11 protein-coding genes are annotated in these 19,774 nt (G+C 50.4%); 4 read left to right on the forward strand and 7 right to left on the reverse strand.

All coding sequences use genetic code 11. The annotated features are described in order from the left end of the window. The first annotated feature begins 31 nt into the window (after nucleotides 1–31). The gene (locus HER31_RS18900; RefSeq protein WP_168660474.1) at nucleotides 32–3,838 is read left to right on the forward strand and encodes a S8 family serine peptidase; all 3,807 of its coding nucleotides are present in this window, start codon (nucleotides 32–34) and stop codon (nucleotides 3,836–3,838) included. A 121-nt stretch (nucleotides 3,839–3,959) separates the two neighbouring features. Here the strand turns inward: HER31_RS18900 and HER31_RS10185 are convergent, their stop codons facing one another. From HER31_RS10185 to prmB, 5 genes are read right to left on the reverse strand one after another with little or no spacing between them, the layout of a single operon-like run. Beyond that, nucleotides 3,960–4,238, reverse strand: a complete 279-nt coding sequence (locus tag HER31_RS10185; RefSeq protein WP_238786804.1) for a YfcL family protein — start codon at nucleotides 4,236–4,238, stop codon at nucleotides 3,960–3,962. A 5-nt stretch (nucleotides 4,239–4,243) separates the two neighbouring features. Beyond that, on the reverse strand, nucleotides 4,244–5,362 hold the full coding sequence (locus HER31_RS10190) for an ATP-NAD kinase family protein (protein ID WP_168660475.1): 1,119 nt from the start codon (nucleotides 5,360–5,362) through the stop codon (nucleotides 4,244–4,246). A gap of 36 nt (nucleotides 5,363–5,398) precedes the next feature. Then, a complete protein-coding gene (locus HER31_RS10195) occupies nucleotides 5,399–6,571 on the reverse strand; it encodes an MFS transporter (protein ID WP_168660476.1) in 1,173 nt (390 codons plus the stop codon). A gap of 12 nt (nucleotides 6,572–6,583) precedes the next feature. Further along, nucleotides 6,584–7,681, reverse strand: a complete 1,098-nt coding sequence (gene aroC, locus HER31_RS10200; RefSeq protein WP_168660477.1) for a chorismate synthase — start codon at nucleotides 7,679–7,681, stop codon at nucleotides 6,584–6,586. Between the two features lie 23 nt (nucleotides 7,682–7,704). Beyond that, nucleotides 7,705–8,637 carry a 50S ribosomal protein L3 N(5)-glutamine methyltransferase gene (gene prmB / locus HER31_RS10205; protein WP_168660478.1) on the reverse strand — a complete coding sequence of 311 codons (933 nt, stop codon included), beginning with the start codon at nucleotides 8,635–8,637 and terminating at the stop codon, nucleotides 7,705–7,707. A 125-nt stretch (nucleotides 8,638–8,762) separates the two neighbouring features. On the opposite strand from prmB, the gene smrB reads away from it, so the two are divergent. After that, a complete protein-coding gene (gene smrB / locus HER31_RS10210) occupies nucleotides 8,763–9,302 on the forward strand; it encodes an endonuclease SmrB (RefSeq protein WP_168660479.1) in 540 nt (179 codons plus the stop codon). Here smrB and sixA read toward each other — a convergent pair. Next, entirely contained in the window at nucleotides 9,282–9,749 is a 468-nt protein-coding gene (sixA, locus tag HER31_RS10215) for a phosphohistidine phosphatase SixA (protein ID WP_168660480.1), read from the reverse strand. The genes smrB and sixA overlap by 21 nt on opposite strands. Before the next feature lie 293 nt (nucleotides 9,750–10,042). Between sixA and HER31_RS10220 the strand changes: the two genes are divergently transcribed. Both HER31_RS10220 and HER31_RS10225 read left to right on the forward strand, forming a co-directional pair. Next, the gene (locus HER31_RS10220) at nucleotides 10,043–12,829 is read left to right on the forward strand and encodes an insulinase family protein (protein ID WP_168660481.1); all 2,787 of its coding nucleotides are present in this window, start codon (nucleotides 10,043–10,045) and stop codon (nucleotides 12,827–12,829) included. Between the two features lie 108 nt (nucleotides 12,830–12,937). Further along, nucleotides 12,938–17,197, forward strand: a complete 4,260-nt coding sequence (locus HER31_RS10225; RefSeq protein ID WP_168660482.1) for a bifunctional diguanylate cyclase/phosphodiesterase — start codon at nucleotides 12,938–12,940, stop codon at nucleotides 17,195–17,197. 447 nt (nucleotides 17,198–17,644) lie between these two features. Here the strand turns inward: HER31_RS10225 and fadJ are convergent, their stop codons facing one another. Then, complete coding sequence (gene fadJ / locus HER31_RS10230; protein WP_168660483.1) at nucleotides 17,645–19,774, reverse strand: fatty acid oxidation complex subunit alpha FadJ; 2,130 nt, start codon at nucleotides 19,772–19,774, stop codon at nucleotides 17,645–17,647.

A 19,774-nucleotide genomic window follows, 5' to 3' on the forward strand; every position in this document is an offset into this window, starting at 1 on the left:
CCTGAAAAACAATACCAACAAGGAGTTAGTAGTGTTTAAACTCTCGGTTATCGCGATCATATTAATTGCATCAACTGGTGCTAATGCAGCAGTTCACCAAGGAGCATACCAGGCTCCAGCAAACCATGGCTTATCTTCTGCCTCGCTCAAAGCACAACAACGCGACATCAGTGATCTGTACTTTGTCCATTTTAATAACGCACCATTAGCGCAAATGGCCAAGTCGTTGCGGCAGGTAGGCATCCAATCTATGTATGCCCACGACGGTCGCCTTAATATCCAAGCGACTTCAAGCCAAAGCTACCTAAGCCAGCTACAACAACAACGGCAAAATGCACGGAAACAATTGAGTAAAAACCTTGGCCGTTCACTCCTGTTTGAGCGCCAATATGACACCGTATTAAACGCCGTTACAGTTCGCTTAAGCCAAGCAGAAGCGGATAAGCTCGCCGCTAACCCATTGGTGAGCTTGGTCGATAAGGTCACCATACACCAACTTCATACTGATTCAGGCCCGGACTTTATCGGTGCCGATCAGATCTGGGACGGTCTCGACAGTGAACTGCCAACCAAAGGCGAAGGGGTTATTGTCGGTATTATTGATACCGGTATCGACGCTGATCACCCCTCGTTTACTGCAAAAGCCAGCGATGGTTACAGCCACATCAACCCGCTTGGTGAAGGCAATTACCTCGGCGACTGTGGTCCCCAGCCATGGCTATGTAACGCTAAGTTGATTGGTGTGGTTAGTTATCCTGAGCTGCGTGACTACTACCCAAGCGAAACTGTCCCCGGCTTCGACCGCGCTGAGATTATCGAAACCGGCTGGGACATGCAGGGCCATGGCACCCATGTGGCCTCAACCGTCGCAGGCAACCCGCTGAGCAACCTACCGATGTTCAACATCAATGGCGACTTAGCTCAATTTTCCATGGCCCAAATGAGTGGTGTTGCTCCCCGTGCCAACATCGTCTCCTACCAAGTTTGCTTACCAGCGATAGATGGCCAAGATAGCGGTTGTTTCCCCGACTTGACTATCGAAGCGTTGGAACATGCCATTGCCAATGGCGTTAACGTGATTAACTATTCGGTCGGTGGCGACGCCACTAACCCGTGGTTATCCAGCGACTCCATGGCGTTTCTCAATGCGCGTATTGCCGGTATTCATGTTGCCACTTCCGCCGGTAATGCGGGGCCGGAAGCGACTACCATTGGCGCTCCTGCTAACTCACCGTGGATCACCACCGTTGCCGCTTACACCCACGACCGCTCATACAGCGACAAGCAACTTAACGACTTTAGTGGTGGCGACAGCACCCCAACCGCAATGACCGGTAAAGGGGCGACTCTGGCTTACACTGGTAGCGTTGTTGATGCGGCTGACTATGGCGATGGCGATTGCCTCAATCCATTCAGTGCCGGCACCTTTAGTGGTGAAATCGTGGTTTGTCGCCGCGGTGATATCGGCCGGCTCGAGAAAGGCGCCAACGTACTTGCTGGCGGTGCCGGCGGTTTGGTGTTGGTGAATGTCAGCGAAGACGCCAACAACTTAGTGGCCGATCTGTACAGCCTCCCAGCCATTCAGCTGAACATCAGCGATGGACAGAAACTGCTCGATTGGCTCCGCTCTGGCAGTGGTCACCAAGCCACCATTAGCGCCGCTGCATCGATTAAGGACCCAGCTCTGGGCGACGTTGCCGGTGATTTTAGCTCTCGTGGCCCAAACGCCCCCTACGCCGAACTGCTGGCACCGGATGTCGCAGCACCGGGAGTGGATATCTTTGCCGGTCACACCACTGAGTTCCCCTACTCCACTGCCGCCGCGCCTGAATATGCCTTTATGAGCGGTACCTCGATGTCGAGCCCGCACGTTGCCGGTGCGCTGGCACTGCTGCACGCGATGCGCCCCGACTGGAGCCCTGCGCAAGCGCAATCCGCGCTGATGACAACAGCAACCACCAACACCTTCACCGACGACGATTACGATGGCGTGCTTATCCCATCTACCCCGTACGATGCGGGGATGGGTCGTATTCAGATAGCGCAAGCGGTTAAAGCAGGCTTGTTGCTCGACATCGCGGAGCAGGATTACCTTGATGCCAACCCCGATGAAGGCGGTGATCCAACTGCCCTTAATCTACCATCGATGGTTGCTATGGCTTGTGTAAACAGTTGCAGCTGGACTCGAACCGTAACTGCAGCCGCTGCGGCCAGCTGGACCACCCAGATGGGCTACGATATGTCAGGCTTTGATATGACGGTAGTCCCGTCTAGCTTTTCCCTAGCCGCTGGGCAGAGCCAGCAACTGACCATTACCGCAACCGCAAACGACGAGCTAACTTCGTCGCTCACCCATGGTCGTATTCAACTAATGGCTGATGGCCTTCCAACCCAGCATCTTACTGCGGTCGTTGAGTTCTCTGCCGGCAGCGTACCAGTTTCAGATCCAGACTCTCGTGGGCCGGTAATATTGGCTGAGTCTGATCAAGGCAGTTATACCCTTGATGGCTTCCAAACCAATGGGTCTGACAACCTACAATTTGAACTATTTGGCCTCAACAAAATTCACCAAGTGAGCGCCGTAACCACTGGCGATGTCGACGTCAGTAATCCAGTGGATGACAGCGCTAACGTGCATGTTGAGCCCATCACCGTGTATGCCAATACCCGTGCGTTAACCGCTTGGATCGTCAATGCCCAAGCGCCGGATCTTGATCTCTACATCGCCCGTGATGCCGATCTTAATGGCCAGATCTCTTTTATTGAACTGAGCAACTCAATCTGCGTCAGTGGTCGCGTCGATAGCCAAGAGTCTTGTGTCGTTGAAGATCCTGCTCCGGGTAATTACCTCGTGGTGGTGCATAACTTCGCTGGTACCGCAGTAGACGCTTTGGACAGTCACACTATCGCTTTTGGGGTACTCACCGATCATCAAGCAAACTTTGAAGTGGTGGCGCCCAGCAGTGTCGGCATGGGTGAAGCGTTCAGCGTCGACATCAATTGGGATCAACCAATGGCAGCCGGTGATATCTATTACGGCGCCTTCTCCATGGGTACCGCCCCAGAAACACCAGACAATGTCGGTACGGTTCAATTTGAGTTGCATCGCGCCAATGCCCTCATTGAACTGGCGGTGAGCGTTGCTGAGGCAGTCGCTGGCGACATCATCAGTTACAGCTTAACGGTAGCTGCCAACACCAGTAGCAGTGCGCGTCAGTTGGTCATCACTACCGAGCTACCTGAAGGCGTAGAAGTTTCCAATGCTGCGGACGCTCAGGTCAATGGCAATATGGTTAGCTGGATCATCACTCAAGCGGCTCATGCCAGCGCAAGTGAGCTGAGCTTGCACCTCGACAGCAGCGGCATCAGTAACGATACCGAACTATCCCTTGGGTTTGATTACAGCGTTGACGGAGGCGCTGGCCAGCGCATGGAAACTGAGCCAGTACAGGTATTGGTGCCAGCAACGGCAATGATCAATGGTCTTAATGAGGTCGCAATAACGGTTGGGAGCCCGGCGACGATAAGCTTGAGCGGTGCCGCCAGTATTGGCGACAGTCTGACTTATCAATGGACGCAGTTGAGTGGCCCAACGCTTGCTTTTACCGGAGTTGATATGGCAACCGTTAACGTCACCGTTCCTGCTCAGTCTAGCGATACTACCGCTCACATCGAACTGGTGGTCACCGGCAGCAACGGCCTGGCAAGTGAGCCCGCGGTTGCCACCTTGAACCTACAAGCGGCACCCGAAGACAGTAGCGGAGGCAGTAGCAGCGGTAGCCTTAGTCGCTGGATATTGTTGTTATTGGCTGCTGCAACACTCTTCCGTCGCCGATAAACCCTGCGCCGCAACGTCTGAAGCAGCTAGGTCAAAGTGATAATTTGGTTAAACAATGATTTGCTTCAATTGAATGACCTCCGGCAGCGCCGGAGGTTTTGCTACAAGCGGTTAAACAGCATCAAGTTGTTGGCTGCAGTTGCTCACACAATTGTTGCCATGCGTTACTAACCAGCGCCATATCTTCTGGTGCTAATTCACTTTTCGCTTGCTCAAGATTCTGCGCCATCTGTGCTTGTAACAGTGGGAAATCGAGCTGAGGTTGTTGCTCTAGATGCGACAACACCACGGCAAAATGGCCTTGCAGATAACCACTGGAAAACACCTCATCATCACTGCCGTGCTCTAATTGATGATTAACCCAATTCTGACAAATTTTATCCCAGCGCTCTAACATCATATTCCTCAGGATTCTTCTGGATTGGCTAACGGATAAAGTACCGCATCTCGATAGCCAGTAACAATTCGATAGTGCCCAGCCAGTTCAGCATTTAACTGTGTATCGCCGGTATCCGCTAACAAAGCACGTCCGCCTAAGGCGGTTAATTTGGTTTTGGTGGCGAGCACAATGATGTTTTCTCGCCCTACAGCTTTAATTAATGCCGGACATAATTGTTGATTACCTCGACCAAACAGATGGCCTTGACCACCAATAAGAGTGATAACCAGTTTGGTGGGCTTATTGGCTACCGCTTGCAGCAGCTGCTGCGCGGTTAAGTCAGTGCCAACTAACTCTCCTGCTTGTACCAGATCAACTCCAAGCAAGGTGTTATCGAGCCCTAGTTGTGCCATTACCGCCGCCACGGTTGAGCCAGATCCGACAATATATTGAAACTCATCTTCCATCTGCTCAATCACTTCAGCAGCGATATCGTCCAATACTAATTGTTCCGATTCACGTCCGCCCTGCTTTACCGCCTGCATAAATCGTAACGCTTCCGGCACCATCATCTCGCCAAAGTAGCGGGCTTTTACCTGCCCTTGGCGAAAAGCATTTTCGTCGATGTCACGCACCTCGGCATCGGTGACGCTAACCAACTCGCCTTGAACCATCTGCACTGCCACCAGTCCCGCAGCCTTAGGGGTAATCGCATATACGCCGGAATGGATTTTGACACCAGCAGGCACCCCCAGTACCGCCTGTTGGCTGCCAACGGCACTGAATATGTCACGAGCAGTACCGTCGCCACCAGCAAACAGGATCAGATCAACCCCCAATTGATGCAACGCCGCAGCGGTATGAAAGCTATCGTTGGCATCAGTAATGTTGGCTGGCCGATGCACTACCTCAACCTTGAAGCCCAACCTACGCGCTACGCTTTCGCCCATTTTGCCACCGGCACAATACAACGTAAGCCTGTCGGCCAGTGGTTGCAGCAGTTGCAACGCCTGCACCATGCGGAGCTCAGCCTTTGGTTCAGCACCAAGTGCCAGTGCTTGCTGGGCAACCCCATCCGACCCTTTGAGCGCGACCGCGCCCCCTAAGCCCGCTAATGGATTAATTATCAAACCAAGTTTAAACATCGACGGAGTAGATTCCTTATTACCTAGCCGTTTAAATCAGCCTGCAGGCTTCGATTGGCAGTGGCGAAACAGCAGTAATATCAGCAGTGCCAACAACGCTGCAGTTGCTGCGCCAAACCAGGTTGCGCTAGCACCGGCACCATCTTGCCAACCCAAGCCGCCGCACCACGCCCCCATCGCTCCGCCCAAACCAAAGGCCACGCTGGCATAGAGTGCCTGCGCTTTGCCTTGATCGGCAACGGGGAAGCTACGATGGATATACTGGATTGCGCACGCATGCCCCAAGCCAAAACTGATACCGTGCAGTCCTTGTACCAGAAGTTGCCCAACCTGATTGGCTTCCATTACTCCGGTTAGACCCCAACGCAGCGCAGTGATAGCAGCGGTAAACAGCAACAGGTTAGCGAGACTAAATCGAGCTAATAGTCGCGGCGCTATAGCAAAGATGCCAATCTCAGCAAACACACCGCCAGCGACCATTACACCAGCCATACCCTCACCGACACCCAATTGGCTCATGTGCAACACAAAGAAGGTATAAAAGGGGCCGTGACTGGCCTGCAACAGAATGCTGGCGAGCAGAAACAATATCATTGCTGGGCTCATCAATACCGTCATAAATGCAGCACTACTGGCTTTACTCGAAACGGCGACTTGGGGTTCGCTCACCCACAGGCTCGAGCAGGCTAAGCCGATAAACAGCGCCAAGCCGATATACGCAAAACTGCTACTACCGTGATACTCAAACCAAGCACCGGCGCAGAGCACTACCACGATATAACCAATGCTACCAAAGCTACGCAGCGTACCGTAACGATGGCTTTGGTTACCCAAACTGGTGAGAGTAACCACTTCCAACTGCGGTAACACGCCATTCCAGAAGAAGGTGTAACCAAACAAGATTAACGCTAAATAGAAAAACGCAGTGGTACCGATGGTCGCCGAGAAGATCAGTGCCGCGAGGAACGCGCCCATCTTAATAAAGCGAGCACGATGACCCAGTTTATCCGCTAGGTAGGCCCACAGGTTGGGCGCAACCATACGTGTCACAAACAGCACCGACATCAACTGCCCAATGGCAAAAGAGTCGAAGCCCAAGTCACTAAAATAGGTACCGAGATAAGGGAGTAACAAGCCATTAATGGCAAAGTAGAAAAAATAACAGGCCGCCAAGGCTTTGCCCTGACGGCCTGATAAAAGTTGGCTCATACTTCCGCCAAATTAAGGCTGCATCGAAAGTTCTGGTGTCGCCACCACAACATCATGGTTCTGGCCACGATGACGCAGCAGGTGATCCAGCAGGACGATAGCTACCATCGCTTCCACAATCGGCACCGCACGAATACCAACACAGGGGTCATGGCGCCCTTTGGTAATCATCTCAATCGACTCACCACTGGTGTTGATGCTCTTGCCGGGTACGGTAATTGAGCTAGTCGGTTTGAACGCCACCGAGGCAGTGATCGGCTGACCAGAGCTGATGCCACCAAGAACTCCACCAGCGTGGTTACTTGCAAAGCCATTAGGGTGCATCTCATCACGATGAACTGACCCCTTTTGAGCGACACAATCAAAGCCGTCACCAATGGCAACAGCCTTCGCTGCATTGATGCCCATCAACGCATGTGCCAAATCTGCATCTAAGCGGTCAAACACCGGCTCACCCAATCCTACTGGCACATTGGTAGCTTCAACAAACACCTTGGCTCCAACAGAATCGCCCTCTTTCTTCAGATCGCGCATGTACTGATCGAGTTGATCAAGCTTATCGCTATCGGCGAAGAAGAACGGATTTTGATTTACTTGGTCCCATTGGATCTGCTCAGCGCAGATAGGGCCTAGTTGATCAACGCAGGCTCGTACCTCGACTCCAAACTTGGCATGCAGATACTTTTTAGCAATGGCACCGGCAGCCACCCGCATGGCGGTTTCCCGGGCCGAACTGCGGCCACCACCACGATAATCGCGATTGCCATATTTGTGGTGGTAGCTGTAATCAGCGTGGCCTGGGCGAAACACCTCAGCGATGTCGGAATAATCGCGACTGCGCTGATCGGTATTCTCAATCAGCAAACCAATCGAAGTTCCGGTGGTTTTGCCGTTGAATACGCCCGAGAGGATCTTAACCTCATCCGCTTCGCGTCGTGCGGTGGTAAAGCGAGACGTACCGGGACGACGGCGATCTAAATCGCCCTGCAGATCCGCTTCGCTTAACTCTAGCCCCGGAGGACAGCCATCAACGATGGCACCGATAGCGATGCCATGACTTTCACCAAAACTGGTGACTCGAAATAAGGTTCCAATACTATTGCCAGCCATGGCGGGTACAGCTCCTAAATCAATTATTTAAATGGGGCGAAGTGCTCTGCCGCAGCAACCAATTGCTCGCGCGTCAGGGTAAAGACGCCGTGACCACCCATCTCAAACTCTAACCAAGTAAATGGTACTTGCGGGAACTGCTCAGACAGTGCCGGCATCGAGTTACCCACCTCAACAAACAACACTCCGTCATCGGTTAGGTGATCGGCCGCGTTAGCCAAGATGTGGCGGGTTAGATCCAGACCATCATTACCAGAGGCTAAGCCAAGTTCGGGCTCGTGGTGGAACTCTTCCGGCAGATCCGCCATGTCATCAGAATCAACGTATGGTGGGTTAGAAACGATCAAATCGTATTTCTGCCCAGTCAGTACGCCAAAGCCATCAGACTGAATTGGGTAAACACGCTCGAGCAAACCATGTTGCTCAATGTTGACCTGTGCCACTTCCAGCGCTTCTGGGCTAATATCAACCGCGTCAACCTGAGCGTCTTCAAAGGTATGCGCACAAGCAATGGCGATACAGGCAGAGCCAGTACACAGATCCAATACGTTGTTGATGCTCTTGTTGTAGATCCACGGGTTAAATTCGTTTTCGATCAGCTCCGCAAACGGGCTGCGCGGCACCAGTACGCGCTCATCAACAAAGAACTCGTAACCAGCAAAGTAAGCAGTATTAGTTAGGTAAGGCACCGGCACACGCTCACGTACACGACGGATCGCCAGTTCAACAATGCGATGCTTTTCAGTGCTGGTTAAGCGCGCATTGCGCACCTGAGCACCCAGTTCAATCGGTAGGTGTAGGGTGTGCATTACTAAGCCAATGGCTTCATCCCAAGGGTTATCTGTGCCATGACCGTAGTAAAGGCCAGCAGCATTAAATCGGCTCACGCACCAGCGCAACATATCATCAATGGTATGAAGCTCATTGACGGCTTCATCGATAAAGATTTTTTCCACGTAGGAGATCCCTTAAAATGTAATCTTCGCCATTGTACCCAATCGCCGTGACCGTTCCTATTATTGTCACTTCCCAGTAAAATGGCTGCTGCTTTCTTTATCACTTAATTAGCGCTATCACGCCCATGACCAAACCGATTGACGACCACCAAGACGATTTTGACCTGTTCCGCCAAAGCATGGGCGATGTAAAACCGATGGGAAACGATAAGGTAACCCATCAGAAGGTAATACCAACGCCGAAGAAAACCCGAGCTAAACAGGAACGAAAGCTGGCTGATCATTACTTCTCAGATAGCTACCACCCTGTATTTCCGAGCGATGGGCCCATGCGTTGGACTCGCGATGATATCGATACCTTTGAGTTGAAGAAATTACGCCGTGGTGAGTACAGCCCCGAATTACTGCTAGATTTGCACGGCTATACCTTGGCGGAAGCACGACATGAACTGATTGCATTGATTAACGCCTGTAAACAACAACATGTGCCCTGCGCAAGCGTAATGACAGGTATAGGTACCGGCGTATTAAAACAAAAGGTGCCAGCATGGCTATGCCAGCACCCTGATGTTTTAGCCTTTCACCAAGCCCCACTAGAATGGGGAGGCAATGGTGCCTTGCTTATCTTGGTTGAGATCCCCGATTCAGAAATGCATCTGCGGTGATGCGCGACGTTCCAGTTGCGGTTTCTCTAACATCGCGATCTCAGCAATCCCTGAGGTCGCAAACAAACAGGGTTCCTGCCCTGGCACCAATTCAGCGAGCAGATAGCCTAATAGCGGCATGTGAGCGATAACCAGTACGTTATTCGCCTTAGCTACTGCTGCAGTCGCAACCACAACATCACGGGTAATCGCTGGATCGGCCTCTGGCACCAATTCATCCAACACCTGCACCTGTGGTTGTGCTTGGCACAGCGATTCAATCATCTGCCAGGTCTGTTGAGCTCGTAGGTAAGGACTCACCAAAACCAAATCCATATGCTGCATCGCCACTAAAAACTGCTGGGCAACCTCTAAGCTTTGGCTCTTGCCTAGCGACGTCAGTTGCCGCAGCTGATCCGACGGCGCGTCAAAACCAGCCTCACCATGACGCATTAAATAGATGTTCATTTATACTCTTATTAACTGTTGCCTGAGGTGGCAAGGTGTTGCGTACCATTTTCGCTACCTATGCACCTGAATAAAATCGCTTTAAACCTATGTTAACTTGAAATAGATGTCAGCCGTTCCATGTCTATTTTGAGATAACTGGCGTTTATTTACGTCAAAGTGAAACATTTGTACCTAAAGCGATAACCACAATCGACCCGACCAAGGTCTGATCGCCCTCCTAGCGATTGCTCTTGTACGCTTGTCAGCGCACACTAGGCTTCTGTAATACAAAAATTTTTATGGGGAACTGCATGCCACAAACTCTGAAAATCAGCCCCAATGACCCGCGGGAATATCGCCATCTCGTCCTCAGCAACCAATTAACGGTGTTGCTAGTTCGAGACCCGTCCGCCAGCAAATCTGCTGGCGCCATGACGGTGAAAGTAGGTCAATTCGATGATCCTTGCGATCGCGAAGGCATGGCACACTTTTTAGAGCACATGCTATTTCTCGGTACCGACAAATATCCGGTTGCCGGCGAATACCAGCAGTTTATTAGCCAAAATGGCGGCAGTCACAACGCGTGGACCGGCCCAGAGTTCACCAGCTACTACTTCGATGTTAAGCCGGATGCTTACCATGAAGCGCTCGACCGTTTCTGCCAGTTCTTTACCGCGCCGCTATTCGATGAGCACCTTGTCGATAAAGAGCGTCAATCGGTCGACTCTGAATTTAAGATGAAGTTGCAGGATGATACTCGCCGCTTCTATCAAGTCCATAAAGAAACGGTCAACCCGTTGCATCCGTTTTCAAAGTTCTCCGTTGGTAACCAACAGACCCTTGATGATCGTGATGGCCAGCCGGTACGGGACGCACTGATCGACTTCCACCAAAGCCATTACTCCGCCAACCTAATGACACTGGTATTGGTTCAAGCTGAGCCTTTAGATCCACTAGAGCAGCTGGTGCATGAGCAGTTTAGTCAGATCAATAATCACAATGGTGACAAGCAGCTACCTGACTTACCCCTTTATAGCGACAATGAACTGGGTATCGAAATCTCGATTATGCCAATTAAAAAGGCACGCCAGCTCACTATCACCTTCCCGTTAGGATCGCTCGACGATTGGTATCGTCACAAGCCACTGACCTATCTATCGTACTTATTAGGGCACGAAGGCGAAGGCAGCTTAATGTCGGTGCTGCGCCAAGACGGCTACATCGTTCAACTCTCTGCCGGTGGTGGCATCAACGGCTACAACTTCAAAGATTACAACATCAGTTTCCAGCTGACGGAGCTTGGGTTAACCAGCATCGATCACATCATTGCGGTTACCTTCCAGTTTATTAAATTGGTTGCCGATAGCGGCTTCGACCAATGGCGTTACCAAGAACGCCAACTTCTGCTGGAACGCGCCTTCCGTTACCAAGAACAAGCCAAGCCGGTTGATATCGCCTGTCATCTGGCGGTCAATATGCATCACTATGATGTCGAAGATATCCTCTACGGCGATTACCGTATGGACGGTTTAGAAGAAGGCATTGTTCGTCAGGTGCTAGCGCAATTCACCATCGATAATATACGCCTTAGCGTTGTTGCGCCGGACATCAAGACCGATCAACAAGCAAAATGGTACGACACCCCGTACGCCATCAGCCCCATTAGCGCAGAACGCAAAGCCCGTTGGTTCGAACTCGAGCTCGATTCGCGCTTGTCATTGCCGGAGCCGAACGAATACATCAGCGATCTGCTCGACCCACGCCCATCAGAGGGCAACAAGCCTAGCCCCGAGGTAATCTATCGCAATGATCAGCTGGTGTTCTGGCACAAAAAGGACGATGAATTCAACGTCCCTAAAGCGCATCTATTCGTAGCCCTAGACAGCGATAACTGTCATAAGACCTGCCGGGCGGCGGCAATCACTCGCCTTTACATTAACTTGCTTACCGATTCGTTAACCGAAATCACCTACGCCGCTGAAGTGGCTGGCCTTAGCTATAATATTTATCCACACCAAGGTGGCTTAACGCTGCACCTGAGTGGCTTTACCGGTGGACAAGAACGGCTATTGGCTGTGCTATTACAGCAAGCACGACAGCGCAACTTCCCCCAAACCCGCTTTGACGACATCAAACAACAAGTACTACGTAGTTGGAACGGCAGCCGCAATGCTCGCCCTATCTCACGTTTGTTCAGCGCCCTTACCACAACCTTGCAGCAACGCAGTTACAGTCCGTTGGATATGGCTGACGAGCTAGAAACCGTTACCCTTGACGAGTTGCATCAACATCTCGATGAGGTATACAGCAACCTACGGGTTGAAAGTATGGTGTATGGCGATTGGACTCGAGTAGAAGCTGAAGGCCAAGCTGAGCGCCTGCAACTGCTCCTCAAAGAGATTGGCCAGCCAGGATCTGAAGTGCCACGGCAGCTGATCAGCATCGACGACAAAGGCACAGTATTCCGTGAGATTGAAAGTTTTCACCAAGACAGTGCCATTTTGGTTTACTACCAATCCCGCAGTAATGATTTGAAAAAGATGGCGCTGTTTTGCTTGCTCAATCACGCCATCTCCAGCGACTTTTTCCACGAGCTGCGCACCAAGCAACAGCTCGGTTATATGGTTGGTACCAGCTATGTGCCGATGAACCGCTGCCCAGGGATTATCTTTTATATTCAAAGCCCGGTTGCTGGCCCACTGCAGCTACTCGAAGCGATCGATCAATTTATCAGCGACTTTGGCTATGCCTTGATGCAGATCTCCAACAAACAATGGGAAGAGACCAAAAGCGCGTTAGCCAATCAGATCTCTGAGCAAGACAGCAATCTAAAAGCCAAAGCTCAACGGGCTTGGGTGTCGATCGGCGGCAAAGATTTCAGCTTCAGTCAGCGCCAAAAAGTGGCGGCGTTATTATCCAACATAGACCGAGCTGAACTTATCCGCTTTATGATGGAACGCATGCGCAGCCGCGATCCCAATCGATTAGTACTGCATACTAGCGGTAGCTCCCATAGTGATATGACGCCACTCAAAGGAGCGCAGCAAATTACTGATTTGGCTGGCTTTAAGCATCAAGCCAAACTACTTGAATTCTAATCGAATAAAATTATGCGACAGTTCACAAATCGCCGGTTAGTTCATAACCGGCGTTCAAAATCCCTGCTAGCATCAGCAACAATTTTTTAACCCGCGGGAATAATCAGAATGAAAATATGGGGTGTTGTAGTCTGGTTATTCCTCTGTTCAAGTGCGCTTGCTCAAACCGCATCGTTTCAACAAGAGTTTCGAACTCAATATTATGGTTTTGAGCAAGGACTAACCAACAACAACATCACCAGCATGACTCAAGGGCCGTTAGGGTTTATCTGGGTTGGTACCAACCACGGCCTGAGCCGCTTTGATGGCCAGTACTTCAGCGCCTATCCCTCGTCACATGCCAATCAACACGGGTTAAATTCCGACAAGATCTGGGAAGTACTATCGTCAACTGATGGCACCATGTGGGCGCTGACGGATAACGGTATCTATTACTACGACAGTCAGTTCGACTATTTCAACAAGATAAGCTTGGACCACGTCCGTTCCGCCCAAATAACCAAAGCCCTGCCAACAAGCAACGGTATTGTGGTCATCGATGACAACCGCTTGCTATTTATCAACGCTGAGCAGATCCAAGCCGTAGCCGTAAATGAGCACAAGCTGCAAACGTTGCTCCCACACACCAATCAATCTATCTATGTTGAAACAGCCAACGGTACGCATTATCAAGTTAACCTACTTACCCTAGAGCCAGAAAAAACCGAAGCGATGGATTCGCAACTGCAGGGCTTGGCACCAGACGGCAGTGTTGGCTTCTATAAAAATCACATCGAAGACGGTGACGGAAACCTACTGCACACAGTGCGCGGCATCCGCAACGTAAAATTCTCTCAAGATGGGGCGATATTCTCCTCCAACTCTGGCCTATACAAGCTGTCAGCTGCGGATCATCGCTTACAGCGCTTCTACGCCAGCGGCTCCGATGTGATCCACGTCGACCATGGTGGTAACGCTTGGCATGTCGCCAAGGGGGTTGGTTTAAGCAAAACTTACACCGCTAAGCCGGAGTTCTCATTGATGGTACCGACGGATAAACGGCTTCAGTCGATTTCGGGCATCACCACAGTTAACGACAAGCTATGGGTGAGTACCAATTCGCAATATCTGTTCTCCCTCGATGAACAGTTTCAACTGGATGGTCAATTCGATCTCGGTTTTGCTGGTAAAAAAGCGTTATGCGGCGTACCCAACTCAAACATATTGTACGTCGGTGGCAAAACCGGTCTCACGGCCATCGATATGAGTAACGGTTACCGTAATAAGCTTTTCAACAGCGGTGTCGTAACCAGTATTAATGGCTGTGGCCAGCAGTTAGTCTTTGGTACTTTCACTGGCCGTGTTTATCAACTGCGACACGGGGAAATAAGTCAATTATCGCTCGATAAGTCGATAGACGTACCGATATTGGCCATTAACCGCTACGAGGATACCCTCTATTTCGCCACCCAATCTGGCATGTACGAATACAAGTTATTGAATGGCACGTTACGCTATCAAACCCTTCGTAATGAAGGTGAGCAAGTCGTTGCGGTCGGCCGGTATGACTCAACCCTGTTTATCGGCACTTTAACCGGAGCCTACCTGTATAACCTTGCCCCCGGTGCTGACCCCGCTCCTCAAGTTGTTGGTGATAACCACACGGTATTCAGCGCCGTTCAAGACGATAATAATATCTATGCTGCAGCCCTCAACGGTGTTTTTGTCTTTAACAAAAAGCGCGAGCTGGTGACGCATCATTTCAATACCAGTAACGGTGCCCAAACTAAGTACTTTCCGTTGGTATTTGCCACTTATGGCAATCAGATCTTATTCAGTGGTATTGAGGGAATAAACCACCTCAATGTAGCCAAAATGAGTCAACGGCATTACCTTGCCAAACCGATCGTCTCCCAACTCCAAGTGATTGACCAAAATGTTCACGCGAGCACCAGTAATATTATCGAACAGGCCATTGCCGTCGCCGACAAGATTGAGCTGGACCATACCCAGATGCCGCTATCGTTTAGACTATCTCAGTTGGAGTATCACAATCTCGATGAACTAAGTTTGCAATACCGCCTGGTCGGGCTTGATGAGCAATGGCTGGATACCGATTCCTATAATCTGGCGTCGTTTGCACATATTCCTGCGGGTGATTATCAGTTTGAATACAAAGCGATTTTAAAGCGCAGTAACCTTGAGTCTGAGATTGGGCAACTGACGATTCATGTCCACTCACCATGGTGGCTCACCCCGGTAGCCAAAATAATATACGCGCTGCTAACGCTGACATTAATCGGCTATTTACTGCTTGGCTTATATCGTCGACGCAGTAATCGACTTGAAATCCAAAAAAGCGAAGAACGACTCAAACTGTCATTGTGGGGCAGTGGCGACGAAATGTGGGATTGGGATATAGAAAAAGATCTGATCTATCGCTCTAACGCCTCGCAACAGTTTACTGCTTCGATGTCACCAGCCGGCTTTGTCGCCGGCGGACGTGAGATCCACCCAACGGATCAATCTCGAGTCGATGACACCTTAAAGGCACACCTTGGTGACGAAACCGAGCACTTTGAGTCTACCTACCGTATTAAAAGTGGCGCTAATAATTGGGCATGGATTCTCGACCGCGCCAAGGTTGTTGAACGGGACAAGAGCGGTAAACCAATCCGTATGACCGGCACCATGCGAGACATATCCCAAGAGAAACAAGACGAAGCTAGGTTGTCGTTGTTCGAGAAAGCGTTAACCAACATATCCGAAGGGATGTTTATCTTGGACAGCAATTTCGAATATATCGAAGTGAATGATAGTTGCTTACGTCTGTCTGGTTACAAACGCGAAGACTTTATCGGACAACCTCTAAAGGCTAATGGAAAACCGTCAAGTTACCTCGAGCAGGGCAAAAAGGCCTTAGCCACTAACGACAACTGGCGCGATGAGTTCAGTTTGATCCGAGCGGACGGTAAACGCCTCGCGGTCGAATTCTCCATTGACCGATTATTCGATATTGCACGTCAGCGCTATTTTTACGTCGGCCTCTTTTCCGATATTACCCTACGTAAACAAGCTGAGGCCAGATTAACCGAGTTAGCCAACCACGATGGGTTAACCAAACTCTTTAATCGCAGCTATTGCCATAGCTACATCGACAAACTGATTGATAGCTCAACGCCATTCGCGCTGTTGTTGTTTGATCTCGACAACTTTAAGCGAGTAAATGACTCGCTTGGCCACAGTGCCGGCGATCAACTCTTATGCGACTTAACCACGCGTATTCGCGCAGCTTTACCTGAGCAAGCTATCGTATTCCGCCTTGGCGGAGACGAGTTTGCTGTGGTCTACCATGACCAGGTTGATGAGCTTACCAGTAAGCGTTATGCCAAGCTGATCTTGGCAACCTTTGTAGAGCCCTACAATATCGATAATCGACTGTTCTATATGAGCTCAAGCATCGGTATTGTTCATTATCCTAACGACGATGACAGCACTGAAGCATTAGTACGCAAAGCCGATTTAGCCATGTATCACGGCAAACGTCAGGGCGGGCAACGCTACCAATTATTTGATGAAGAGTTGAGCCAACAGGCCGAAAACCGCATGCGCCTTGAAAGCGTGATGCGCCAAGGGTTGAGTGAAAATTGGTTTGAGGTCTACTACCAGCCAAAAGTTGCTGCGGACCACTTCACCATCACTGGGATGGAGGCATTAGTCAGACTGCGCCACCCTGAGATTGGCCTAATCTCTCCAGCAGAATTTATTCCGCTGGCAGAGGAGAGTGATTTAATCATTAAAATCGGCGAATTCGTATTAACCGAAGCCTGTAACACGGTGCGACGCCTCATTGATGAGCGCAACTTTGAAGGGCGGGTTGCCGTTAACCTATCCTCCAAACAGCTCAATACGCCAAGATTAACTGAGACCGTATTAGCAGTATTAGCAAAGACCAAGGTTCCGAGTCGATATCTCGAACTTGAAATCACCGAGAGTTCGGTGATTGAGTTCCCTCTACAGGCAAAATCTGAGTTACTGCTACTACAACAAAAAGGGGTCACCATCGCTTTGGATGACTTTGGTACCGGTTACTCATCGTTGGCTTACTTAAGTCAGCTGCCACTCAATACCTTAAAGATCGACAAGTCCTTTGTTGACAACGTAGTAACCAAAGAGAGCGACCGCTCAATGCTTGATTCGATTATTACTATTGCCAAAAACCTCGGCTTAACGGTAGTGGCAGAGGGGATTGAAGATCGTGACCAACTGGAAATCTTACAGCAGCTCCAATGCCAAGTAATTCAAGGCTATCTCTTCAGCCGACCGTTACCGGAGAACGAGCTGCATAAGCTGTTTGACAATAAAACCATTGAACCTACTGACGCCTAATCAATGCAGCTGGCAAACACAGCGCGACTCAACCCTGCGCCATTCACGCGTCGTTATTGCCACCATCAAGATAACCATAAAGAATCCGAACCCCTAGTGAGGCTCGGATCTGTTATTGCAGCGGATAGTAATTAAAAGCTGTACACAGTGAAGTGGTTGAGGTTTATATCAAGCCTTCGGCTCTACCGATTGCAGTACTCTTAACGGGTTATGTCGCGGTGGCGACAGCACATTCTTGTATGCATTAGGGGGGAGCTTCGCCCCCCTTTAGAGTCCCCCTTGCCTTAGGTCGCAGCCCAAAACGCTTCGCTGGGCTGCGGCAAAAGAGCAACGGCAGTAGTGCTTTCCCCTTGTATCAAAACTCGCCTAGCCGGTGCTTTAACTGTATTAGAAAGAACAACACTTAGTTGCTGCACCGCCTAATTAAAGCGTTTCCACGCAGAGTAGCTAGTCTGTGTGGAAACGGGCACCACTCTCAGCCATCTCAACCAACTTGGCGGCTGGCGCAAAACGGTCTCCAAACTGGCCTTGGTATTTGTTCAACTTCTCAACCAATACCTTGGCGCCAAGGGTGTCGATATAACGGAAGGGGCCACCTAAGAATGGTGGGAAACCAATGCCAAAGATGGCACCGATATCGCCGTCACGCGCTGAGGCGATAATGCCCTCTTCCAAACAACGCACTGCTTCGTTAAGCATCTGCACGGTACAACGCTCAGCCAACTCGTCTTGCGACAACTTACCTGCTGGAGTAACGCCCAATACTTGGTAAACCGACTCATCAACCGGTTTAGCCCCCTTCTTCTTACTATCAAACTGATAGAAACCTCGACCGTTCTTCTTACCCTTACGGTCGTCCGCTAGCAACTTGTCAAAGGCTACCGGTGCGGCAAAGCGATCGCCCAGCTCTTTGGTCAAAATTGGAGCAATCTTAGCACCAACATCGATGCCTACTTCGTCCAGTAAGGTTACCGGCCCTACTGGGAAACCAAACTTAACGATGGCTTTATCCAGTTGCTCAATCGGCTCGCCATCCAATATTAAGTTAGCTGCTTCGTTCATATACAACGCTAAGATACGGTTAACGTAAAAACCAGCACCGTCTTGTACCACGATCGGCGTCTTGCCCTGACGCTTAGCCAACTTAACCGTGGTGGCAATGGTTTCGGCTGAGGTCTTTTCGTGAGCGATGATCTCCACCAGTGGCATCTTTTCTACCGGAGAGAAATAGTGCAAACCAACCACGTTTTCTGGACGCTGTGCCGCTTCGGCAATCTGTCCGATTGGCAATGACGAGGTGTTAGAGGCAAAGATGGTGTTGTCGTTGCAGTTTGCTTCAACGTCTTTCACCATCTGATGCTTAAGGTTTAAATCTTCAAATACAGCTTCGATAACGATATCAACATCTTTAACACCACTATAAGTCGTAGTGGTCGACAGCAGACTCATCTGTTTATCACGTTGCGATGCAGAGATTTGTTTACGCTTAACCCGCTGATCAACCTGCTTATAGGTGTACGCCAACGCATTTTGTAAGCCTTGCTCGGCAATATCCTTAATGCGAGTGGGTACCTTAGCTTTCAGCGCCGATACCGAGGCGATACCACCCCCCATCAATCCACCGCCAAGCACCATCGCTTTATTAACTTTACGTGGCTGTACATCACCAGCGCCGGTCTCTTTCTTCATCGCTGTGGTTGCAAAGAAAATTGAGCGCAATGCCGCCGACTCTGGGGATGAAACCAGCTCACCAAAGGCCTTTGCCTCAGCAACTAAGCCTTTATCCATGCCCTGCTCACGACCGGTCTTAACCACGTCAATGATCTTCTCTACCGCAGGGTAATTACCCTGAGTTTTCTTATAGGCTTGCTTAGCTGCTTGATCGTAAATGACATTGCGACCAATCGGCGTCGCTTCCAGCGCCTTGTTGATACCGCTCAACTTGGGTTCAATAGTGCCGCGCTTGCCTTTCAACGCCCATTTTTTAGCAACCTGAACCAACACAGAATTCGGTACGGACTCATCTAAGATCCCTAACTTAGTCGCCTGTTTTGCACGTAGCTGCTTGCCAGCAAGCATCAATTCTAAACCTTTGGCAACACCGACAATTTGCGGTAATCGTTGAGTACCGCCGCCACCTGGCAGCAGCCCCAGTTGCGACTCAGGTAAACCAACAATGGTACTCGGCGCGTCGGAACCGATGCGGTAATCACAGGCAAGCGCCACCTCAAGACCGCCACCCAGACATGGGCCATGAATGGCTGCAACTACCGGGATGCTAAGCTCTTCAAACATGGCCAATACTTTGTGACCAGAGCGGGAGATATTCTCTGCGTCTTGCGCGGTTTTACAGGCCGCCAGCATGGTGATATCTGCACCAGCAATAAAGGAATCAGGCTTACCTGAAGCCAACACCGCTCCTTTAAGGCTGCTGTCGGCTTTGATTTCAGCAAGAATGTCGACCACTTCATCGTTGAAGCTATCGCGCAGAGTATTCATGGTTTCGCCGGGCACATCCATGGTGATAATGGCAATGCCATCTTCGTCTTTATGCCAGCTAAAGGTCTTGTCAGTCAT

It is taken from the genome of Ferrimonas lipolytica (genome assembly GCF_012295575.1).
Lineage (GTDB): Bacteria > Pseudomonadota > Gammaproteobacteria > Enterobacterales > Shewanellaceae > Ferrimonas > Ferrimonas lipolytica.